The sequence below is a fragment of the Leptospira haakeii genome (assembly GCF_002812045.1).
Classification (GTDB): domain Bacteria; phylum Spirochaetota; class Leptospiria; order Leptospirales; family Leptospiraceae; genus Leptospira_B; species Leptospira_B haakeii.
On the sequence record NZ_NPEG01000005.1, the window covers coordinates 150,934 to 169,929 of the forward strand.

Below are 18,996 nucleotides of genomic sequence, written 5' to 3' on the forward strand. Positions count from 1 at the left end.
AAAGTTTGGAGCCTAAATAAATCCGGACTGATCGCCTAGAATCGAGTTCAATAAATTTCTGAACAAAATAGAAAGGCGATTTTAAAGCGGATTTGAATGACGAATCGACACCCGAGTTTATTTCCACGCTAGATAAATAATTTTCCGATTTTTGTTACTCGGATTTTTCACTTCCTTTTTCAAAAGCGTATAAACCCAAATCTTCATCCGTCTATCTGAATATCTATTATGAAGATCAGAAGATATCTTTCAGAAGACTTTTCTTATTCGAAATCCGGAGAAATCCGTAAACTTCGGACCTTTGACAATGACAAGTCCATCAGGATCCTGAGTATTTTCGCTCTTATAGTTTCTTGCATTCTTTTAACTCAAAATACGCTTTCACCGGGAACCCCTGATGGAGGACATCTTCAATTCCTTTACAGCATAAGTTTTGGAAGTTCTGCATTATTCTCAAGTTTGATGTTAGCGGTTCTAGCCTTAAAGGACATAAAAGGTAAAAAACTCTCTTACTTCGCAATGATCGGCTATGTGGGCATTCTAACTTTCACAACAACTTTTGCGACTTTAGTCGATCAGTATCATACTTCCGATTATTCCGCTTTTTGTTTCGGATTACTTCTTCTTCCACTTTTCCTAAGGGCAAGTTTTTCGACTTACGTGATAATTGTTCTTATCAACGTAATTTTTTTCTCGATCGGTTATAATTACATGATAGAGAGAGAACTGAGTTCCTCTGTCCTAACTCCAATCATCGCATTCTCCATTGCAAGCGTAGGAGCAGCTATCAATGTAGAAGGTACCAGATTAAAAAGTAATCTTCTGCAGCTACAATTGGAAGAATCTAATAAAAATCTAAAAGAATTATCGCATAAAGATTCCCTAACTGGCCTTTTCAATAGAAGACATTTAATGGAATCCTTAAGCACTCTTATGGCCGCTTCTAAAAGATATGATTTTCCTTTGTCAGTCCTTTTGCTCGATTTAGACCATTTCAAAAAGGCAAATGATTCCTTAGGGCACCAAGTGGGAGATAAGTTACTCGCAACAATCGGTAGATTATTGTCCGGATTAGTAAGAGATTGTGATGTAGCTGCACGTTATGGTGGAGAGGAATTCTGCGTAGTACTTTCTAATACTAACGTAGAAGGAGCTAAATTTGTAGCTGAAAGGATCCGAGCCCGAATAGAAACCGAAACCTTCGAAGAAATCCCTTGGACAATCACAGTAAGTATAGGTGTTGCTTCAAGAGAAAGTGATGAAACTCCTGAAGATTTCCTAAAAGCGGCAGATAAGAAATTATACGAATCAAAGGCCGCCGGAAGAAACAGAGTCTCCGCTTAATTCCAGCTTCGGCTCAAATAAAGAAATTTTAATATATTTTCCCAAATATTGGCCTAAAAAGCTGACCCCTAAAGCCGGAATAGTCGGCGGCAACCATCCGGGGCCGAAAAATTTCAGGGATAGCCAAACGATCATCCCAGAGAACATAGCATAAACCGCGCCGGTTGCATTTGCCTCTTTCCAAAAAATGGCAGCAACTAAAGGAACAAAAAGAGAAACTAAACTAATGGAAGAAGAATCAGCAACTAACTGATAAATATTCGTTTCACTCAATGCCATTCCAGTAGAAACAATCGTGACGATCAATACGGAAGAACGCATTACTCTTAATAATAGTTTTTCAGAAGGATCTTTCAAAGTAGGTCGGATTAAATTTTCCCCTAAAACGGAAGCGGGAGCCAAGATCGCACCAGAAGCAGTGCTTAAGATTGCGGAAAGTAAAGCCCCAAAAAATAAGATCTGTATAAATAAAGTAGAATGTACTAATACAACATGTGGAAGTATCATCTGATTGTCGCCGGCCGCGATCTCAGGATATACTCTTCTTGCGAAATATCCCGCGAGCAAAGGAAGAAATGCTACAGTCAGATACATTCCTCCCCCCAAAAAAGAAGAATATACGGCGACCTTTTCAGATTTAGAAGACATTACTCTTTGGAAAATATCCTGCTGGGGAATAGAACCTAATCCTATTGTCATCCAAGCCGCAATGTATGCGAGAACCGCTTCTGTTTCTAATGGAGGGAAGAAAGAAAAAAATCCAGGCTTCGCCGTCGCAATCACAGTTTGGAATCCACCCGCCTTACTTTGCAGATCCCAAACTAAAACTAAAAGCCCGACTATGATTAAAATGGTCTGTAAAAAATCCGTAATGGAGATCGCCCACATCCCTCCGATGTACGTGTAGATCAACACAACAACGGAAGCCAATAATATCCCTACATACATATCGAATCCGAATAAAGAATGGATAACTATACCCATTGCGACTAACTGAGCCGCGATCCAACCGAAATAAGAAGGGATCATAAATAATGCGGAAAGAAATTCTACCTTTCGACCAAAACGATTTTTGTATAAATCACCGAAGGTGAGAATATTCATTCGATACAATGGCTTAGCGAAAAATATACCTACTAAAAAAAGGCAAAGTGCTGCTCCGAAAGGATCCTCGATCACAGCCAGGATCCCTCCGTCCACAAACTTGGAAGAAGCTCCCATCAAAGTTTCCGAGCCGAACCAAGTAGCAAATAAAGCGGAAGATGCGAGTACTAGAGGAAGTCTTCTTCCCGCTAAAACATAGTCTTGGGAACTATTGATATATCTAGACGCAAATGCCCCGATCAGAATAGTAACAAAGATATATAAAATTACGAAAAGGCCGAGCAATTCAGAATGTCCTAACAAAAAACTTCTTAATTGTGAACTTGAAATTCAGAGAATCAAAACGCAAGCGTTAATAAGAAAGATGATCAATCTATATCCAAGATCAAAAGAGTGATATCATCCTGGATCGAACTTTTAGAAATGAAATTTTGGAGATCTGAAAGTATCCGTTCTGCCTGGATCTGAGGTTCAAATTGAGCATTAGATCTAATCGAATGCAAAAACCTTTCCTCTCCGTATTCTAATTTGTCCTCATCGAACTGTTCGTAGATCCCATCCGAAAAGAGAAAGATCCTAGCTCCGGATTCTATTTTATATTCTTCGGTTCTATATGGATAATCTTTTACAAACCCTAAAATAGCACCTGTCTTAGGCATTTCTTCCGTTTGATAAGAGCGCACTAAAAATTGAGAGATATGACCTGCGGAGGCAAAATATACTTTTTTCTCGGATAGATCCACATCACAGATCGCTCCGGTAAAATAGAGTGTTTTATATTTATTTAAAATAGAATTATTTAATCCGGAAAGTATTTCTCCCGGCTTTTCCAAAGAGGATTTTAAGCTCTCGTATTCTCCCTTGATCGCCATCGTAACCAGTGCCGCTTGGACTCCGTGACCAGTTGCATCCGCCAAGAAAAATCTATATTTTCCATTACTCAATCTGCATATATCATAGAAGTCACCTCCTACCTCATCCATAGGCAGGTAATTGACAGAATATCTCATACCCGGAATACTTTTTAATTCAGGAAGGATACTTCTTTGGATCTTTTGGGAATACAACATATCCTTTCGGATAATGGAAAGTGATCTAGCCAACTCCTCCGTTCTTTCGTTTACTTTTCTTTCCAGTTCGGAGTTCATACGAGTGATATCCTCATATAATTTTGCATTCTCTAATGAAATTGCAGCCTGAGCAGAGAGTATCTCCAGAATTTCCAATCTATGCTCATCGAAGATCCCTGCGGTAAGCCGATTCTCTAAATAAAGAACACATAATGTTCTTCCTTGTTTTGTGATCGGCATACATAATAAAGATTTGGGCTTACTTCTTTTAATATAAGGATTTACCGAATAAAACGAGTCCTTAGCTGCATCTGAAATCAAAACCTTCTGCCCGGAACGAAAACAGAAATATACTACTTCCAAAGGAAGTAAATGTCCTGCCTCATCCAGAGAGATAGGCTTAGGTAAAAATCCAGGCTCTTCTATATCTGAGCCTGCCATCAAAAACAGCTCTTTGTTTTGAGGAAGAATTAAGAAACCCCTGGTCGCCGCAGCATTTTCCATAATAGTACGGATAAGCTGTCGTAATAATTCACCTAGCTCAATTACTCCTGAAATACTTTGAGAAGCCTTAAGCACAGTCCTTAAATCCAAACTGAAAGATGTGGAAAGCATAGAATCTGCTAAAATTTTTTCCACAGAACGTTTTGGAGTCCCTTGAGGACGAAGTAATTCTCCGTATTCATCCCGGAGTAAATTTACGATAGATTTTGCTCCCCAAGATCCGTAGAGTCGAACTGCATTTTGCATTAAAAACTTTCCGTAGGAGGTCCTACCTTGCGTTAAACTCCATTCTGCTACATGTTGGTATACGACAGCCTTTCTAAAATCGTTAGGTTCTGACTCTACCTGCTGCATAGCCATATCAAAGTACTTGGATGCATTCTCATTTCTTCCTGCGTAATCTTCGTAAAGCCCTGCCAATACAAAATAGAATAATTGGAAACTAGGCGGATAGATCCTTGACCAAAGTTTAAATAAATATAAAGAATATCTGAAGAAAAATTTTTCAGTTATCTTTAACTTCCTCTTACGTAATTTCAGAAGCCCTAAAGACCTATAAAATCTATATTCCGAATAGATAAACATGATCCTGGATTTTTCAAGATCAGGATGGTACTTTTTAAAAATTCTCTCAGCTTCTAAATAATAACCGGAGAGATATGCCAAAGATCCAAATAAAGTCGCATACCAAGAATTAGCAGTTCCATTTCCTGCAGATTCCAAAACTCTGGATTCGAATTCCTGATCCGTGTATAAATTGTCTTTGTATCTTACTGTTTCGGTAGATTTTCCTTCCAAACGATCCAGATATGAATCTGATGAATGAAGCATAATCATTAGAATATCGTAATTTAGTTTAGAGCCTCTATCTAGATTTTCTCTAATCTTTTCCCTATAGGAAATCGAATTTTCAGAGGAGTATAATTGGTTTGTGTTCTGAGAAAAAAGTGCAAATGCGGCCCAGAGATAATCTCCGTACTGCATACATTTATGAAATGCTTCTTCCGTATAGTCCACTATGGAACGGAAAGGATACATAAAATAATCTAAAAGAATGGTACGACCGAATACGAATCTTCCGTAAAGTTCATCTGATTTAAACTTTTTTAATATCTTTTCCGCCAGCGTCCAATATCTCATGGATTGCTGGAAATTCCCATTGATGGAAAGAAGGATAGAACCAAATCCGGCGTAACCGAAAAAGCTAAATGGAGCATTTCCTTCTTTTAGGGTAAGGTTGATCAGCTTTAAATAAATGTAAGCCATCACCTTCATATCCATATGTTTTCCGTAATTCAGAAGGTTCACTAAAATGTTTAAGGCTTCTGTTTTATATGGATCTTTGCTATCTTTTGCATTTACCAATTTTTCAGGAGATCTTCCTCTGCTGTAAAAGACCATCTTTAGTACTTCACCGAATACTGCCAAAAACCCCGGCTTCTCTTTAAAACCTATTCCAAGAGATTGTAATGCTTTGATCCCGATCTTGGAAGCAGAATCCAAATCGTTATAAACGTTCATCACTTCCAGTTGCATTAGATAAACGTCTGCTTTTTCGGATGGACTATTGAGTTTGGAAAGTAGATCGGATACTATCTTCTCCGCCTCTTCTCTCCTGGATAAATAATATGCGGATTCAGCAAGGGACTTTAAGATATGGATCGCATTCTTTCTATCCTTCTGCCAATAAGAGTCTTTAAGTTGAGATGCAAGTAAGCTGAAAAAAGAATAGGAAGATTCGTAAGCAGCGCCGGATTTTGCGGAATTACCTGCGAGTATCGTATAATGGAAGAAGTCCTCATTCTCTTGTCCGTTTGTGTATAATTCCTTGGAACGCAGAAGATGATTTGCAATATCTAGGATTTGTTCGGACCCGCCTGAAGATTTTTCACGTTCTATTAATAATTTCGCAAGTGTATTATGGATTCTTGCTTTTTCTGCGGAGTCCGTTGCATCCAAAATACTTTGGATCATTCTATCATGTGAAAAATGGAATTGAACATTCGAAAGAGAAGAATACATTCCGGACTCTTCTATCCTTCTTTGAGAAATATACTGTAATGCCGGGAACAACATGTTTCCCGATTCTCTATAAAATACGATCCCTTCTCTAACCGCTTCTCGAATTCCTCTAGACAAAACTCCAGGTCTAGTCCTGAAAAAATCGTACATATCTTTCAAATCGAATTTTGCGCCGATACAGGCTCCTACTCTCAAAACCTCCAAGGTTTCATCCGGGAGTTTACCGACCTTGTCTAAGAATAAGTCTAAAACGTTATCCGTAACCGTCCTTTGCAAAAGCCGGTCCCAATCCACTCGATGATAGGCAGTTTTTGGATCGAAACTCAGACATCCTTCTTCATATAAGGATCTCAAGAATTGATGCAAAAATAAAGGATTTCCTCCGGTTTTAGAAACCAAAACTTCCGCAAGCCTATTCGCATCTTCCGCAGAAACATGAATACTATCAGACACATATTTAAAAACACTATGCTCGTTCAGAGGAGAAAGGCGTATCTCTTTCAAATCTAAACCCGGGGAACCTTGTTTTACATTCACATTCGGGAAGAAGTCTGCGTCTTCTGAACGACTGGTAAGGACAAATAATAATCCTTCCCAATCTTCACTGCTCAATATAAATTCAAGTAACGCAATGGAAGCAGAATCCGCCCATTGCAGATCATCCACTAGAATGATAGCGGGATTTTTTCGATCAAAACAAAGAGTTAAAAATCTGAGAGCGACTGCAAATAGGATCTTTTCATCCTTCTGTCTTTTATTTGTTTTTGCAGGTATTTCTATTCCTAAAGTTTTTCCTAGATCAGGTAAAAATTGCGTTAGGATCTCTATATTATCCCCTAAAGTTTCCTTTATAAAATTCTTAAGTAGAATGATCTCTTCTTCTTTTTTCTGGAGAATCCTCCTTAAAAGATCATCCATGATCTGGCGAAATGCGTAATAGGGGATCTCTTTTTTATCTTCTTCGAATTTACCGCGCAATAGAACTACGGAATAAATATCCAGATAAGTGATCGCATCTTCTACTAGAGCAGTTTTTCCAGTACCCGATTTACCTCCGATGAATATTGCGGACCTTCTTCCGTTAGTTACATTTACTATTCCGGATTCGATCTCTTTTCTTTCTCTATCCCTATCATAGATACGAGGAGAATCCCGAAAGCCTACCTTTCTTTCATAAACTCCCGGAACAAACTCGGATAATTTACGTTTGGACTTTAAAGAATCCTTAATACTCTTTAGATCATGTATAAGGTTCTCCAAAGAGAAGTATCTCTCTTCCGGCATCTTAGAGAGCAATTTGTCCACCAAAGTGGAGATTGCAGTAGGAACATCTTCCCTCTTCTTCACTAGGGAAACGGGAGATCTTGCGATATGATAATGGACCATCTCTAATGGATCTTCCGTTTCGAATGGAGGAGTTCCGGAAATTATCTTATAGAATAAAGCTCCTAAAGAATATGCATCCGATCTGAAATCGACCGGACGATTCAGCCTTCCTGTATTCTCGGGAGAACAATATGGTAAGATATCGAATGTATATCTGAGAGGCGCATAACTTCCCTTCTCGGAAAGAAGAAGAGAAGCTCCACCCAACCAAGCAAGTTTTGTCTCTCCTGTATCCGGGTTATAAAAAAATGCTCTCGGAGAAATTTGATTATGAACAATTCCGAAAGAATGTAATTTTGCAAGATTCTCAGTGATCGCTAATGCTATTTCTAAAAAGGTTTCTAGTGAAATCGATTCTGCCAAACTTTGGTGGAGAAGTTTAGAAGGAATATTTTCGTACACCAAACAGATACCATCGGAATTTTCAAACATATCTTCCGGTTTGAGAATACCAGGATCGCTAACCAATTTTCCCAATTCGAATTCATTCAAGAAGTACACCGAAGAGGTTTCTCTCCCCTCCGGTCTTTGTACTCGAATGATCTTTGGTTCTCTGGTCCTGCCGAATTTTCCTCTATATGTTTGAGAAAAACTGTCCTCGTACAATAATTCCCCTAATTCATAAGGAACTCTGTCTGTGGACAAATCCTGAGTAGTTTCCAATTTTATCTTTTTCGAAACCTATGGCCTCGAAACCTCACCCGAACTAAATTCTAAAGTTCACACTTTAGAGGGCGAATACTTTTGGCGTGTAAAGATCCAAACATAATAAATGTCTGCTATAGTTCCAAGCCCGCTCAGTACTTGAACAAAGTACTTATCCGGAAAGTATAGAAAGATGAAGATTGTAAAGAATCCGTTGCCTAAAAACTTTGCCCAAGAAACAGGATAGGAGAACATGTTCGGATCTCCAGTTTTTAAGAAAAGGATCGGATACATTACCGAAATGATCAGGCTCAAGATATAAGCCGAATTAGATCCGGTAAATAGATCATAACCTCCCTTATAGAAAGTATAGATCAATAGCCCCCAAGACACCACCAAAATGCCCAAAAGGAATTTATATCCCTTGTCCGTCATTGGCAAGGAAATTTGTTTTTTACCGAATCGGATTACCTGATAGAAAATCACTATGTCCAATACGAATCCAAGTCTATAGCCCCAAAGTAATATCGCGCCCATTGGCTCTTTGAAGCAAAAGCCCCATAATAATTCCCAAATAATGTTCCCACAGGCGATAAAAACGGGCATCTCGACGAATTTTTTCTTAAATGGTTCTATTAAAAGAACTGCATACATATAGGCCCAAAAAACTACACCTAGTAGCAGGAAAATATTCTCAATAAGCGTATAACGTCCGAAATACTCCGGATCCGTCGCTAAGGTCTGCCAAAAACTCATCCTTTATAGTCTCCAATTCTCTCTTAATGAAGGCGGGATCCAGAACCTGGCTTTTTTTCCGCCGTAATAAAAATGATCCATAGAAAAAAGAAGTTTGGAAGCAAAATAAGCGACTAACTTGCCGAAACCTTCATCGTCATCTACATGAGAGTCTATATCCTTAAAGATCTTTTCCATAAAATAACCCAAAGGATTTTTAGGAGGCCATCCTAACCCAAGCACTTCACTTGTTTTTTGTCCCATATATGTTTGCAGAAAAAATAATGGAAGATTATCGAATAAATTTCCCGGAAGCATATACTCCATAAAGTCCAGCAGGGATTTTGCAAGTATCTTGCCTGCATCCGAAGGTTTTTGTTGATCATTAAATATCGACTCGCCTAAAGAATGTGCGACATCATATCCTTCCGGACAAAGTTCAGGTTTTACTCCAATAAAATGTCCAACTACTCTCCATAGATGAATGTAGGCGTCTTTTTCTTCCTGGCTGAGTTTTAAAGAGGATTGACCAAGACCTTCTACCACTAAACTTGAAAAAGATTGTAGAGTTCCCGCCATATCTTCTTGGTTGATCGGTTGTCCCCAAGCAGGGTCCCAGTCTTTTCCTTTTCCAAGAAAATATCTAATAGATGCGTGCATTAATCTTACTTTTTGAGCGGTGCGAATCCCTTTCCCTTGAGGTCCCAGTCCATTTTCTTGAGCAACAGAGATAACAAACTGAGTTGTTTCCATCAATCTTCGATTAACTCCGTCTATTACACCATTCTGTTCTATTAATCTTCCAGTTTTGTAAAGTACCTGTGCCCCATCTCCACAAGAGTATGCCATGGGAAGAGACTTAACACAAAGCATCATTAAGATCTGAGGACCATAAAGGGTAAATAGCTGCTCTCCTTTTGCTATCTTACTTTTATCCGCCCAAGAAGGAAGATCTTCCGTCTCATAAAAATATTTTTCAAGATAGTCCGGTAAACCGGCAGGAATTGGATCCGAATTCCTGGAAAGCGCATCAAAAAAGAGCATCGTTTTTTCTCTATCAAAGGCGGATTCAGTAAAATATTTTGTGACTATTTCATCCGCCAACGGATCAGTTTCTTTTCGTAATGCGCGTAACTCGCTCGAATTCATTCTAAAGCCTAACCTTGTATCAGGAATGCGCCAGTTTTATATTTTGAATTTTAAAAAGAAAGCACTTGTAAAAAAAACCGTAACGAATTCCTTGAAGCATGCTTTTTGGATCTAGAGTATATAAAAAAATCTCCCTGTTTTTTTTAGCTATAATTTCTTTCCTAACGCCCAAGTTAGAAGCTGTTGGACTTTTTCAACCTTCACATAATGCGAGATACGGAGGTATGGGAGGAGTAAATTTAGCGATTGGTGGATCTCCTATGGACATAGGGACCAATCCAGCTAACTTAAGTCTCAAAAACCGAAAAGAGTTGGAATTCGGAATTTCTTTACCGTACATCCGTACAGTATACAAAGACAAGTTCTCAGATCCGGACCCAAATCTTTCTTACGAAAACTCTGAATCCTATAACGTGCTCGCCCCGCTTCCTTATTTCGCTATCAGAATTCCAATCAGTGAAAAATGGACATACGGAGGAGGAATTTATATACCTGGAGGCGGAAATGGAGAAGTTTCCGGGCTCACAAGGATCACACCTAACGGCCAAAGTTTGAACGATTGGTCAGGGATGAAACTCCCGAGTCCGATCGGAGATTCCAGAAGAATACAGGAAAGTTATTCTTCTACTTTCTATCTAGTCAAATCCACTCATGCACTCTCATATAAGATCGGCGGACTCTCAATAGCGTTAGGAGTAGAAGGAATTTATTCCAGGCAGATCGCATTCCAAAAGTTTCATGATATTACGGGAAATATCGAAGTCCCTGGCCAAGGTTTTGATTATAAAAGTAAAAATGCGTATGCTTTAGGCGGAATATTCGGAACCACTTATCAGATCACTGATACATTAAAAATCGCTTATTCTTACCAAACTTCCGCAAAAATCCCTTTGGACGGAAGTATGCAGGTCGGTTCTTATCCGAGTCGTACCGGAGTTTCCGCAACATTTGCGGTTCCAGAAAGACATGGTTTAGGTTTTTCTTATGGAACAGATACGTTCAAAATAGGAGTAGACGCATTATATTATAATTATGCTTCTTATACTTCTACTTATAAACAAACATTAGCTGCCCCGGTTTTCCCAACCGCATTCGGACAAACAAATGTGATCCCTCAAAATTTAAGTTATCATGATTCTTGGGCTTTAGGAATCGGAGGAGAATGGATCGTAAACGATTGGACTTATAGATTAGGTGCAAGGCATAACTCTGGGGTTTTAAGATCAGAAGGAACAAACGCACTCCAAGCAGGCATCATGGTCCAAGATCTTGTCTCGGGTGGATTCGGATACTCGACCGGAAAGTGGAAATTCGATTTTACACTTTTATATTATCTTCCTGTGAGAGTTTATAATGGAGGTTCCGCAGATTGGAACTTCAACCATGCGGTATTTTCAAAAGATGATATCCGAGTAAATGAGTTCAAACATTCATTGAGATCGGATATCCCTGCGATATTATTAGGGGCCAGCTATTCCTTTGATTAAGATTTTTGAATAGAATCTTCTGTTGTAAAAAGAATGGAACTTACCAAAAGGCAAAATGCGATCAAATCAAAACTAAATGCTCCGACTTGCCCGAACTGCCATGCGGATCTAATACTATTCCAATGTTCTGGAATTGTATTAGTAACTGTCCATTCTTTGATTTGAGAAGCGGCAGGTGCCACAAAAAAGAACCAAACTCCTAAAGAAAAAATAAAGGAGAATGCACTCAAGATCGTATAACGGAAAGACTTTGTACCTTTAGAAAGATATGCAATTGTAAAAATAAGAAGAATGGAACCTATCTGAACGATTGGACCAATAATCGCAAAATACTTATACAAACTAGTCTGTACTTGAAAATATAATTCAGCTTCCCAATGCAATTTGGGTGCTGCTTCCATCACATGAGCAAATCTCATTCCAAGAGTTAGTGCAGCTAAAATTAAAGCAAAAAATCGGATCTTAGATAACATAGCGAGCTCCTTTCATTTCCTTTAGTTTCTACTCCGAACCAAAAAGGTTACCGAATTTACGCAAAAAAAGAATCCATTTTCATTTGAATTTTTAGAAATAAGCCTTATCAAGGCTCACTATGGATTACAAACATCTAAGTGTAGAGAATAGAGATGGATTACTGATCGTATTATTGAACCGCCCGGAATCCAATAATGCGTTGAATATAAGGATAAGAGACGAATTAGAATACGCTTTTTCAGAATCCAAAAAAGATCCTAAGATCAGAGGAATACTTTTAGGAGCAAATGGCAAAAACTTCTGTAGCGGGTATGATTTAGAAGAAGTAGTCGAAACAAAACTAGGTTCTTTTAAGCATCGTATTTTAGAATATCATTATGAACTTTATTCTTTTCCAAAACCTCTAGTCTCCGTATTAAAAGGTTTTTGTTCTGCCGGAGGTTTTGATCTAGCACTTTCCGGAGATTATATTCTTTCAGAAAAGAAAACATTCCTATTCCGACCAGAAATTCGATTCGGAGGTCCTCCTTTAATTACCACTCTGGCTCGAAAAGTTGGTCCTACAAAAGCATTATCCCTAACATTACTTGGAGATCCTCTACGTTCCCAAGACGCATTAGAATTAGGAATTATAGATGAAATAGTAACAGAAGGTGATTCAATTGCAAAAGGTTTAAAAGTCTTGGAGAAACTCTCTCAATGGGATCCTAAGCTGATCCGAGCGGAAAAAGAGATCTCAAATAATTTCTTCCAAGGTAATCTTTACGAAAACTTAAAAAAGGAATTCGATTTATTCAAAGAATTTTTAGAAAATCCGAACTTCTTAAAGATAGTTACAGAATATGCAAAATCGATTAAACAGAAAGCCTGAATTTATTGATTGTTCTGGATAAATTCGGAGAGAAGTTCCGCAAGTAGTTCACCCTTCTCTTCTTGAAGGAAATGCCCTGCACCTTGGATCACTGTATGCTTCTGCCCTTTTGCGCCTGGAATAGTCCGTCTAAAAAATATATCCCCACCTTTTGTGATAGGATCCGAATCGCTAAACATCGTAATAAAAGGTTTTTTGAAATTTTTATAAAACATCCAAGCTTGGCGATTTCTTTCTGTCTCGGGATTATCAGGAGATATCGGAACAAGAGTCGGGAATTTTCGAGCTCCCGCTTTATAAGATTCATCCGGATAAGGAGAATCATATGCATGAATAATATCAGTACTCAATTTAGTTACACATCCGTTTTGGATGATCTTTCCTACAGGAAGTTTACTCACCTCTTGGGAAAAACGAAGCCATTTAAAAAAATCATCTTTAGGAGGAATATCTCCGGTAGGTAAAAAAGTATTCGCAGCGCATACTCTCGCAAAACGAGAATCCAATTCAGCTACCGCTCTTAAACCTAATAACCCTCCCCAGTCTTGGCAGAAGAGGGTGATATTTTGTAAATCTAAACCGATAATAAAATTTTTCAGCCATTCCACATGGTTCTTATATGTATAAATTTTCGGATCAATCGGCTTATCCGATTTTCCAAAACCGATAAGATCAGGTGCGATCACTCTATAACCTTTTTCTGATAAAGGAAGAATCATTTTTCTATAAAGATAAGACCAACTTGGTTCCCCATGTAATAATAAAATCGTTTCTTTTGCATTATTAGGACCCTCGTCCACATAATGCATTTTGAATTCTCCTACGGAAATATAATGAGGGGAAAAAGGATAATCCTTTAGATGAGAAAAACATTCAGGAGGAGTTTCTAAATAAGTTTGCATACCAAATCTACCGGGACGGATGTAATTTATACAAGGGCCCAGATCATAGTTTCGCTGAAAATCTTGTCAAACTTCTTCCCAAAAAAGTCTGCTAACTCAAATTTTCTGATTTTAAAAAATTAGAAAATAAGATCTTGTAGGATCTCCCACAAAGAGAGTTTTTATGTTCGGTAAAAAAGCACAGAAAGTCACGGTATACACTTCTTTCGCTCTATTCGGTTTATTCTTATTGGTTTTATGCCAAACAGCTTGTTTGAGTTCCTTCGGAGGAAATCCTAGCGGAACCAGGCTAGAAAGAATGAAAACTTCTAAGATGTTTCATGGTGGTAAGTTCGAAAATGATCCTTTCGTTCCTATGCTTAGCTCCGGAGATTATATTGGCATTCTAAAAAGACAACTTTTTGGCTCGGAAGTCAGGATCCCCCCTGCCCCAATTCCTGTTCAGAAACCCGACTTGAAAACTTTTTCAAATCCTGTGTCGCCGGGGCTCAGGGCAATCTGGTTTGGGCATTCTTCCGTATTGGTCGAGATAGACGGGATACGTATCTTTACGGATCCTGTATTTTCAGGGAAAGTTTCTCCTTTCGAAAGTATTGGACCTGGAAGACTTTTTCCTTTACCTATAGAACTATCAGAACTTCCTAATATAGACGCTGTTGTGATCTCCCACGATCATTACGATCATCTGGATATGAATGTTGCTCAATTTTTGGCAAAGAAGGGCACAAAATATTTCGTACCTTTAGGTATTGGTGCTCATTTGGAATCCTGGGGAATTCCGGAAAATCAGATCATAGAATTGGATTGGTGGGAGAAAGGGAATATTAAGAATATTGAAATCATCTGCACACCGGCGGTTCATTATTCCGGACGAGGTGTATTCAATGGCAAGTCCACGCTCTGGTCTTCATGGAGCCTGATCGGACCTAAACATAAATTTTTCCATAGCGGGGATACAGGTTATTCCCCTCATTTCTCCGAGATCGGTAAGAAGTTGGGACCTTTCGATCTTACTTCCATAAAAGTGGGAGCCTATGATTGGACCTGGGAAGGAATTCATATGAACCCTGAAAGTGCTGTCCAAGCTCATTTAGATCTAAAAGGCAAAACTATGCTTCCTGTGCATTGGGCAACTTTCAACCTTGCAATTCATTCTTGGGATGAACCTATTCTAAGAACGAAACAAGGAGCGGATCAAAATGGGGTTCGTTTGGCGACACCTAAACCGGGAGAATGGCTGGATTTACAAAAGGATCTGATTTCCGAATCTTGGTGGGAAAAAGTAAAATGAGAAATCTAGTGTGTCTAGATTTCTCCAAAACATATTAATAATTCTGCATATTTTCCTTTGGGTTCCAGGCGGAAATATTCTGATTACGTCCACTTCTATCAATGTACCCCTCCTTTTCCGTTCTAAAAGGAAGAAGCAGAAGTCGGATCAGACTCTTTTCTCTTTCTTCTGAATCTGGAAGAACATCTACTCCGAATTCAATTTCGGATTTGAATCGGATCGTGCCAAAAATTCGATCCCAAAAGGAAAACACAGTCCCGTAATTCGAATCCGTCCAAGGAAGAGTTTTATGATGATGTACCTTATGTAAACCGGGGGTAATGAATATTTTAGAAATTGCCTTTTCCCAAAACTCAGGCAAAACACTGTCGGAATGGATCCATTGAGAGAATAAAAAAGTAACAGCTTGATAAAACACCAGGCTTTCTGTTGGAACTCCTACAAGGATCACAGCTAAAATCGTAAATCCTACTCGTATCAGCGCTTCTAAAGGATGATGACGTAATGAAGTCGTAAAGTCCATCTGAGTATCCGAATGATGAACTATATGTAATTTCCAAAACGCCGGAATTTTATGAGCCAATCTATGATGAAAATAGACAGCAATTAAATCCGTAAGAACAAAAGAAAATATTATTTTAAGATAAAAAGGTAATTCAAATAGATACAATAATCCTAACCTATATTTTTCTACAAATACACTTGCTCCAGTAATCAAACCCGCAAAAATTAAATTAATCCCCAAAGTCCATGCCCAAAAGAACAAATTGATCTTTGCATGTTTATATTTTCCTGTTTTAAAAATACCGAAAGCAGATTCCAAGGACCAAAAGAATGCAAACTCTATCAAAAGAATAAGTGCCTTCTGCCAAACATTTAATTTAGCAAAGAAAATCACCACTGATTCCATACATAACCTCATTCGTGAAACATCACTGTCTCAGGATACGAGTTTTTTAGATTTAAGTCGTCCGGTTTGATAAAACCGGATCAGTTTTCAAGTCCAGGATGATCAAACCGAAGTTTTCTTTTTCCTGTATTCGGAAGGACTTAGTTTGAATCTTTTTTTAAAAGCATCATGAAACGCTGATTTGGATTGAAATCCGGATTCGAAAGCAATTTTTAGAACTGGCCAGTCTGGTTTTTCTTTCATTAAAAGAATAGAATGATCTAATCTAAATTCATTTACAAATTCACTAAAAGATCGGTTCTCTTGAGTGTTCATATATTCTGAAAGTTGATGTTTTGAAATTTTCAATTCTTCGGAAACGGAACTTAAGGAGATTTGATCATCCAAGTATATTTCTTTGGTCTCGAATAAGTCTTTCAAATTCACTTTAATTTGTTCCAAGTCTAATTTTCCGAGCTGGCTAGTTTTATATTTTCTTTCTTCTCGGATAATTTGTTTTACATCTTCGAACAAGGTCGGATACCGAAGTTGTAAGATCAAAATGCAGGGAACTAATAAAGATAAAAAGAAATAAGTCACAAAATAGCCGACCTCTATATCTCCGAAGGAAATTAAAACCCCTCCCAGAGCGGATAAACAGCTTCCTGACAATAATAGAATAACGATTCTTAAACTTTTAGTTTCCCAGAATTTTCTAAATCTAAAATCCCTAAACAAAAATCGAATCGTTAAAATTATATAAACCCCCAAATGAAGAATGGAAAGAAATGGACCCCAATTGTATGGAAAAGGCCGGATATAATTCTGGGCAATCCTGATCTTTTCTTCAGGACTTTCTAAAAATAAGGGTAAATACAAAAAAATGGAAATTATACCAGGAAGGTAATGTAATCTAGAAGACAAATATTTCGGAATATCTTCTTCCATAAAAAGCAAAAGAGATCTAGATAAAAGTGGTCCAAGCCAAAGTAAAATAGGAAGATGAAAAGAATATAAGTAGGGAAATTTTACAAAAAGCGGAGAATGAACATAAGGGTAATGGATTAAAAAAGATCCTATTATAAAAAATTCCCAGGCAACTATATTTCTTTTTTCAGAAGGTTCGGAATGGCGAATCTGAGCGATTGCACAAAAAAATGCCAAACAGCTACTGAAAAATGTGAAATGATATAAAAATCCCATAACTCTTCGATCATTTTTACCATAGATCCAAAAAGGTAAAGAAAGATAAACTTCTGATAGTTTAAGAAAATTTCCTTACTAATTCCAATCTAGAATTTACATGCAATTTTCTGAATATACTTTTGATCTGCACTCTCACAGTTCCTTCTTTAGTGCCTAAAGAAGTTGCGATCTCCTTGGTTTTTTTTCCGTCTACGATCATATCCAACACTTTTTTTTCTCGATTAGACAAAACTTCTACTTCCTTTTGAGAAGTTTTACGGAAAGAATGGATGACTCTGGCAGCAAGTCCTGGAGAAAGTATACCTCCTCCTTCTAATAGAATTTCCGCTTTTTCTTGGATATCTCCTACATCTTTTTTTAATATATATCCAATTGCCCCTGCCTTTAAAGCCTTGAATAATGCTTCTTCGGATTCAAATGCGGATAAAATCGCGTAGTTTGTTTTGGAATCGGTTGAGTGTCTTTCTAAAATAAAATCCAAACCACTTTTACCAGGAAGATCTATATCCACGAATACTAAGTCATAAGGAAGATCCCCTTCTTTAGGAAATTCCTCGGCAGAATTATAAACTTCTACCTTAGTAACTCTATCCATTTTTTTTAATCTTTCTTTGCACTGGCTCGCAAATGCAGGATCATCTTCTAAGATCGCAATTTTGTATAATTTCACGAATCAAATTCTCCGTAATTGACGGATCGGAATCTCCAGAAGTCCTTTAAAATCCCGATTTTCTAGATTTTCTTTCCATTCTCCGTTGATAACGGAGGTCCTGAATTGGATGGTTTTATTTCCCTTGGAGCCAATCCTCATCTCTTGAAAATTTGTGCGGGTTCGAATTGATATCTCTATAGAATCTTTTCCGGGAGAAAAGATCCAATGAGAAGTCCCAGAGCCGTATTTTAGATCGTTGGAACATATCTCCGTTACTATTCCTAAAATTTGTTCCGCCTTTTCAGTATCTATATTAAAATCTTCTTCTCCTTCTCGAGTAAATCTAACTTTTCTTCCGGCGTTTCCATACCTTCTCAATAATAATACCCTTATGCCACTCCAGATATCTTCTGAGATCAGCTTAACGTCTGCGATACTTGCAGTGATCTCTCTGATCCCTTTAAAAATATCCTCGGATAATTTTTCTAGCTGAAGAAGTGCGTCCGTATCTCCATTTTTATAACCCTGGATGGAGCGAACTAAAAGATTTAGATCGGTTACTTTTGCTCCAAGATAATCATGAAGGTCTCTAGTGATTGCTTCTCTTTCGTCGTACAATCTTTCTTGAAGTTTTTTGGTCTTCTTTAGATGTTCAATTCTATATCCGTACCACCAGGTATTACATAAACAAATAAACAATTGGAGAGCGCTCATATTGCTGAGCTGCACCCACAAAGTCCTGTCGGAAAAATATCCGCTTCCTTCCGGAAAGATCCTAAGAATATAAAATGTTACGACTGAAAAAGAATAGATCGTATAGAAGATTGGCCTTCCGTTAAAGAACAGGCTCACCAAAAAGAGGATCACTTGGTTGGTGATCCACATATTATTATCGTAAAAATAATATTCGTTATCGTGGAACTGTGTCTCTACTTCCAAAACTAATAAAATGAAAAGTCCACCGAATACGATTAAGTTCTTTCTGAAATAATTTTCGGAGTAAAATCGTATCACTCCCAGACTAAACAAACAAATAAAGGCGGAGATCAGATCCAAGTTAAGTAATAGAAAATTGGATCGAAGGTATTCTAGGATAGCTCCCCAGATGGTGATCGCACAAACTATCCCGAAAAAATATGAGGCTATCCTATAATTTTGGGAATAGAACTCTTCCCTTGCAAATCTATCTATTTCCTTTTCTTTCACAATTTCCATATTCGCTTCAGGCTAAATTACAGACATCGTTTGGCACATGGTATCGATCG

At 37.9% G+C, this 18,996-nt stretch carries 14 protein-coding genes; 4 read left to right on the top strand and 10 right to left on the bottom strand.

Annotated elements, in window-relative coordinates; translation table 11 throughout:
- The first annotated feature begins 228 nt into the window (after positions 1 to 228).
- Positions 229 to 1,344: a GGDEF domain-containing protein gene (locus CH377_RS10755; RefSeq protein ID WP_100723794.1), complete on the top strand. Its 1,116-nt coding sequence runs from the start codon at positions 229 to 231 to the stop codon at positions 1,342 to 1,344.
- On the opposite strand, the gene CH377_RS10760 is transcribed toward CH377_RS10755, so the two are convergent.
- The 4 genes from CH377_RS10760 to CH377_RS10775 form a co-directional block, all read right to left on the bottom strand.
- The gene (locus CH377_RS10760; protein ID WP_100723874.1) at positions 1,309 to 2,733 is read right to left on the bottom strand and encodes a high affinity choline transporter 1; all 1,425 of its coding nucleotides are present in this window, start codon (positions 2,731 to 2,733) and stop codon (positions 1,309 to 1,311) included. The genes CH377_RS10755 and CH377_RS10760 overlap by 36 nt on opposite strands.
- 83 nt (positions 2,734 to 2,816) lie before the next feature.
- The gene (locus CH377_RS10765; RefSeq protein ID WP_100723795.1) at positions 2,817 to 8,093 is read right to left on the bottom strand and encodes a trifunctional serine/threonine-protein kinase/ATP-binding protein/SpoIIE family protein phosphatase; all 5,277 of its coding nucleotides are present in this window, start codon (positions 8,091 to 8,093) and stop codon (positions 2,817 to 2,819) included.
- A 57-nt stretch (positions 8,094 to 8,150) separates the two neighbouring features.
- Positions 8,151 to 8,831 carry a transmembrane-type terpene cyclase gene (locus CH377_RS10770; protein ID WP_100723796.1) on the bottom strand — a complete coding sequence of 227 codons (681 nt, stop codon included), beginning with the start codon at positions 8,829 to 8,831 and terminating at the stop codon, positions 8,151 to 8,153.
- Positions 8,832 to 8,834: 3 nt separating this feature from the next.
- Positions 8,835 to 9,959, bottom strand: a complete 1,125-nt coding sequence (locus tag CH377_RS10775; RefSeq protein WP_100723797.1) for an oxygenase MpaB family protein — start codon at positions 9,957 to 9,959, stop codon at positions 8,835 to 8,837.
- A gap of 98 nt (positions 9,960 to 10,057) precedes the next feature.
- Here CH377_RS10775 and CH377_RS10780 point away from each other — a divergent pair, with 98 nt between their 5' ends.
- Entirely contained in the window at positions 10,058 to 11,446 is a 1,389-nt protein-coding gene (locus CH377_RS10780; protein WP_100723798.1) for an OmpP1/FadL family transporter, read from the top strand.
- On the opposite strand, the gene CH377_RS10785 is transcribed toward CH377_RS10780, so the two are convergent.
- Complete coding sequence (locus CH377_RS10785) at positions 11,443 to 11,919, bottom strand: hypothetical protein (protein ID WP_100723799.1); 477 nt, start codon at positions 11,917 to 11,919, stop codon at positions 11,443 to 11,445. The genes CH377_RS10780 and CH377_RS10785 overlap by 4 nt on opposite strands.
- A gap of 119 nt (positions 11,920 to 12,038) precedes the next feature.
- Here CH377_RS10785 and CH377_RS10790 point away from each other — a divergent pair, with 119 nt between their 5' ends.
- Entirely contained in the window at positions 12,039 to 12,791 is a 753-nt protein-coding gene (locus CH377_RS10790) for an enoyl-CoA hydratase/isomerase family protein (RefSeq protein ID WP_100723800.1), read from the top strand.
- A gap of 2 nt (positions 12,792 to 12,793) precedes the next feature.
- Here the strand turns inward: CH377_RS10790 and CH377_RS10795 are convergent, their stop codons facing one another.
- Positions 12,794 to 13,693 (bottom strand): haloalkane dehalogenase, encoded by a 900-nt coding sequence (locus CH377_RS10795; protein ID WP_100723801.1) that lies wholly within the window; start codon positions 13,691 to 13,693, stop codon positions 12,794 to 12,796.
- A gap of 163 nt (positions 13,694 to 13,856) precedes the next feature.
- Here CH377_RS10795 and CH377_RS10800 point away from each other — a divergent pair, with 163 nt between their 5' ends.
- Positions 13,857 to 14,984 carry an MBL fold metallo-hydrolase gene (locus tag CH377_RS10800; RefSeq protein WP_100723802.1) on the top strand — a complete coding sequence of 376 codons (1,128 nt, stop codon included), beginning with the start codon at positions 13,857 to 13,859 and terminating at the stop codon, positions 14,982 to 14,984.
- Positions 14,985 to 15,018: 34 nt separating this feature from the next.
- Here the strand turns inward: CH377_RS10800 and CH377_RS10805 are convergent, their stop codons facing one another.
- From CH377_RS10805 to CH377_RS10820, 4 genes are all read right to left on the bottom strand, one after another.
- A complete protein-coding gene (locus CH377_RS10805) occupies positions 15,019 to 15,894 on the bottom strand; it encodes a sterol desaturase family protein (RefSeq protein ID WP_165780470.1) in 876 nt (291 codons plus the stop codon).
- A 102-nt stretch (positions 15,895 to 15,996) separates the two neighbouring features.
- Positions 15,997 to 17,076: a helix-turn-helix domain-containing protein gene (locus CH377_RS10810; RefSeq protein ID WP_100723804.1), complete on the bottom strand. Its 1,080-nt coding sequence runs from the start codon at positions 17,074 to 17,076 to the stop codon at positions 15,997 to 15,999.
- A 61-nt stretch (positions 17,077 to 17,137) separates the two neighbouring features.
- A complete protein-coding gene (locus tag CH377_RS10815) occupies positions 17,138 to 17,749 on the bottom strand; it encodes a LuxR C-terminal-related transcriptional regulator (RefSeq protein WP_100723805.1) in 612 nt (203 codons plus the stop codon).
- Positions 17,750 to 17,752: 3 nt separating this feature from the next.
- Positions 17,753 to 18,946 (bottom strand): sensor histidine kinase, encoded by a 1,194-nt coding sequence (locus CH377_RS10820; protein WP_100723806.1) that lies wholly within the window; start codon positions 18,944 to 18,946, stop codon positions 17,753 to 17,755.
- Positions 18,947 to 18,996: the final 50 nt, after the last annotated feature.

What these genes read in the sequence shown, in the direction of transcription:
- CH377_RS10755 (WP_100723794.1), top strand. Translation starts at nt 229, where the DNA reads ATGAAGATCAGAAGATATCTTTCAGAAGACTTTTCTTATTCGAAATCC.
- CH377_RS10770 (WP_100723796.1), bottom strand. Translation starts at nt 8,831, where the DNA reads ATGAGTTTTTGGCAGACCTTAGCGACGGATCCGGAGTATTTCGGACGT.
- CH377_RS10775 (WP_100723797.1), bottom strand. Translation starts at nt 9,959, where the DNA reads ATGAATTCGAGCGAGTTACGCGCATTACGAAAAGAAACTGATCCGTTG.
- CH377_RS10780 (WP_100723798.1), top strand. Translation starts at nt 10,058, where the DNA reads ATGCTTTTTGGATCTAGAGTATATAAAAAAATCTCCCTGTTTTTTTTA.
- CH377_RS10785 (WP_100723799.1), bottom strand. Translation starts at nt 11,919, where the DNA reads ATGTTATCTAAGATCCGATTTTTTGCTTTAATTTTAGCTGCACTAACT.
- CH377_RS10790 (WP_100723800.1), top strand. Translation starts at nt 12,039, where the DNA reads ATGGATTACAAACATCTAAGTGTAGAGAATAGAGATGGATTACTGATC.
- CH377_RS10795 (WP_100723801.1), bottom strand. Translation starts at nt 13,693, where the DNA reads ATGCAAACTTATTTAGAAACTCCTCCTGAATGTTTTTCTCATCTAAAG.
- CH377_RS10800 (WP_100723802.1), top strand. Translation starts at nt 13,857, where the DNA reads ATGTTCGGTAAAAAAGCACAGAAAGTCACGGTATACACTTCTTTCGCT.
- CH377_RS10805 (WP_165780470.1), bottom strand. Translation starts at nt 15,894, where the DNA reads ATGGAATCAGTGGTGATTTTCTTTGCTAAATTAAATGTTTGGCAGAAG.
- CH377_RS10810 (WP_100723804.1), bottom strand. Translation starts at nt 17,076, where the DNA reads ATGGGATTTTTATATCATTTCACATTTTTCAGTAGCTGTTTGGCATTT.
- CH377_RS10820 (WP_100723806.1), bottom strand. Translation starts at nt 18,946, where the DNA reads ATGGAAATTGTGAAAGAAAAGGAAATAGATAGATTTGCAAGGGAAGAG.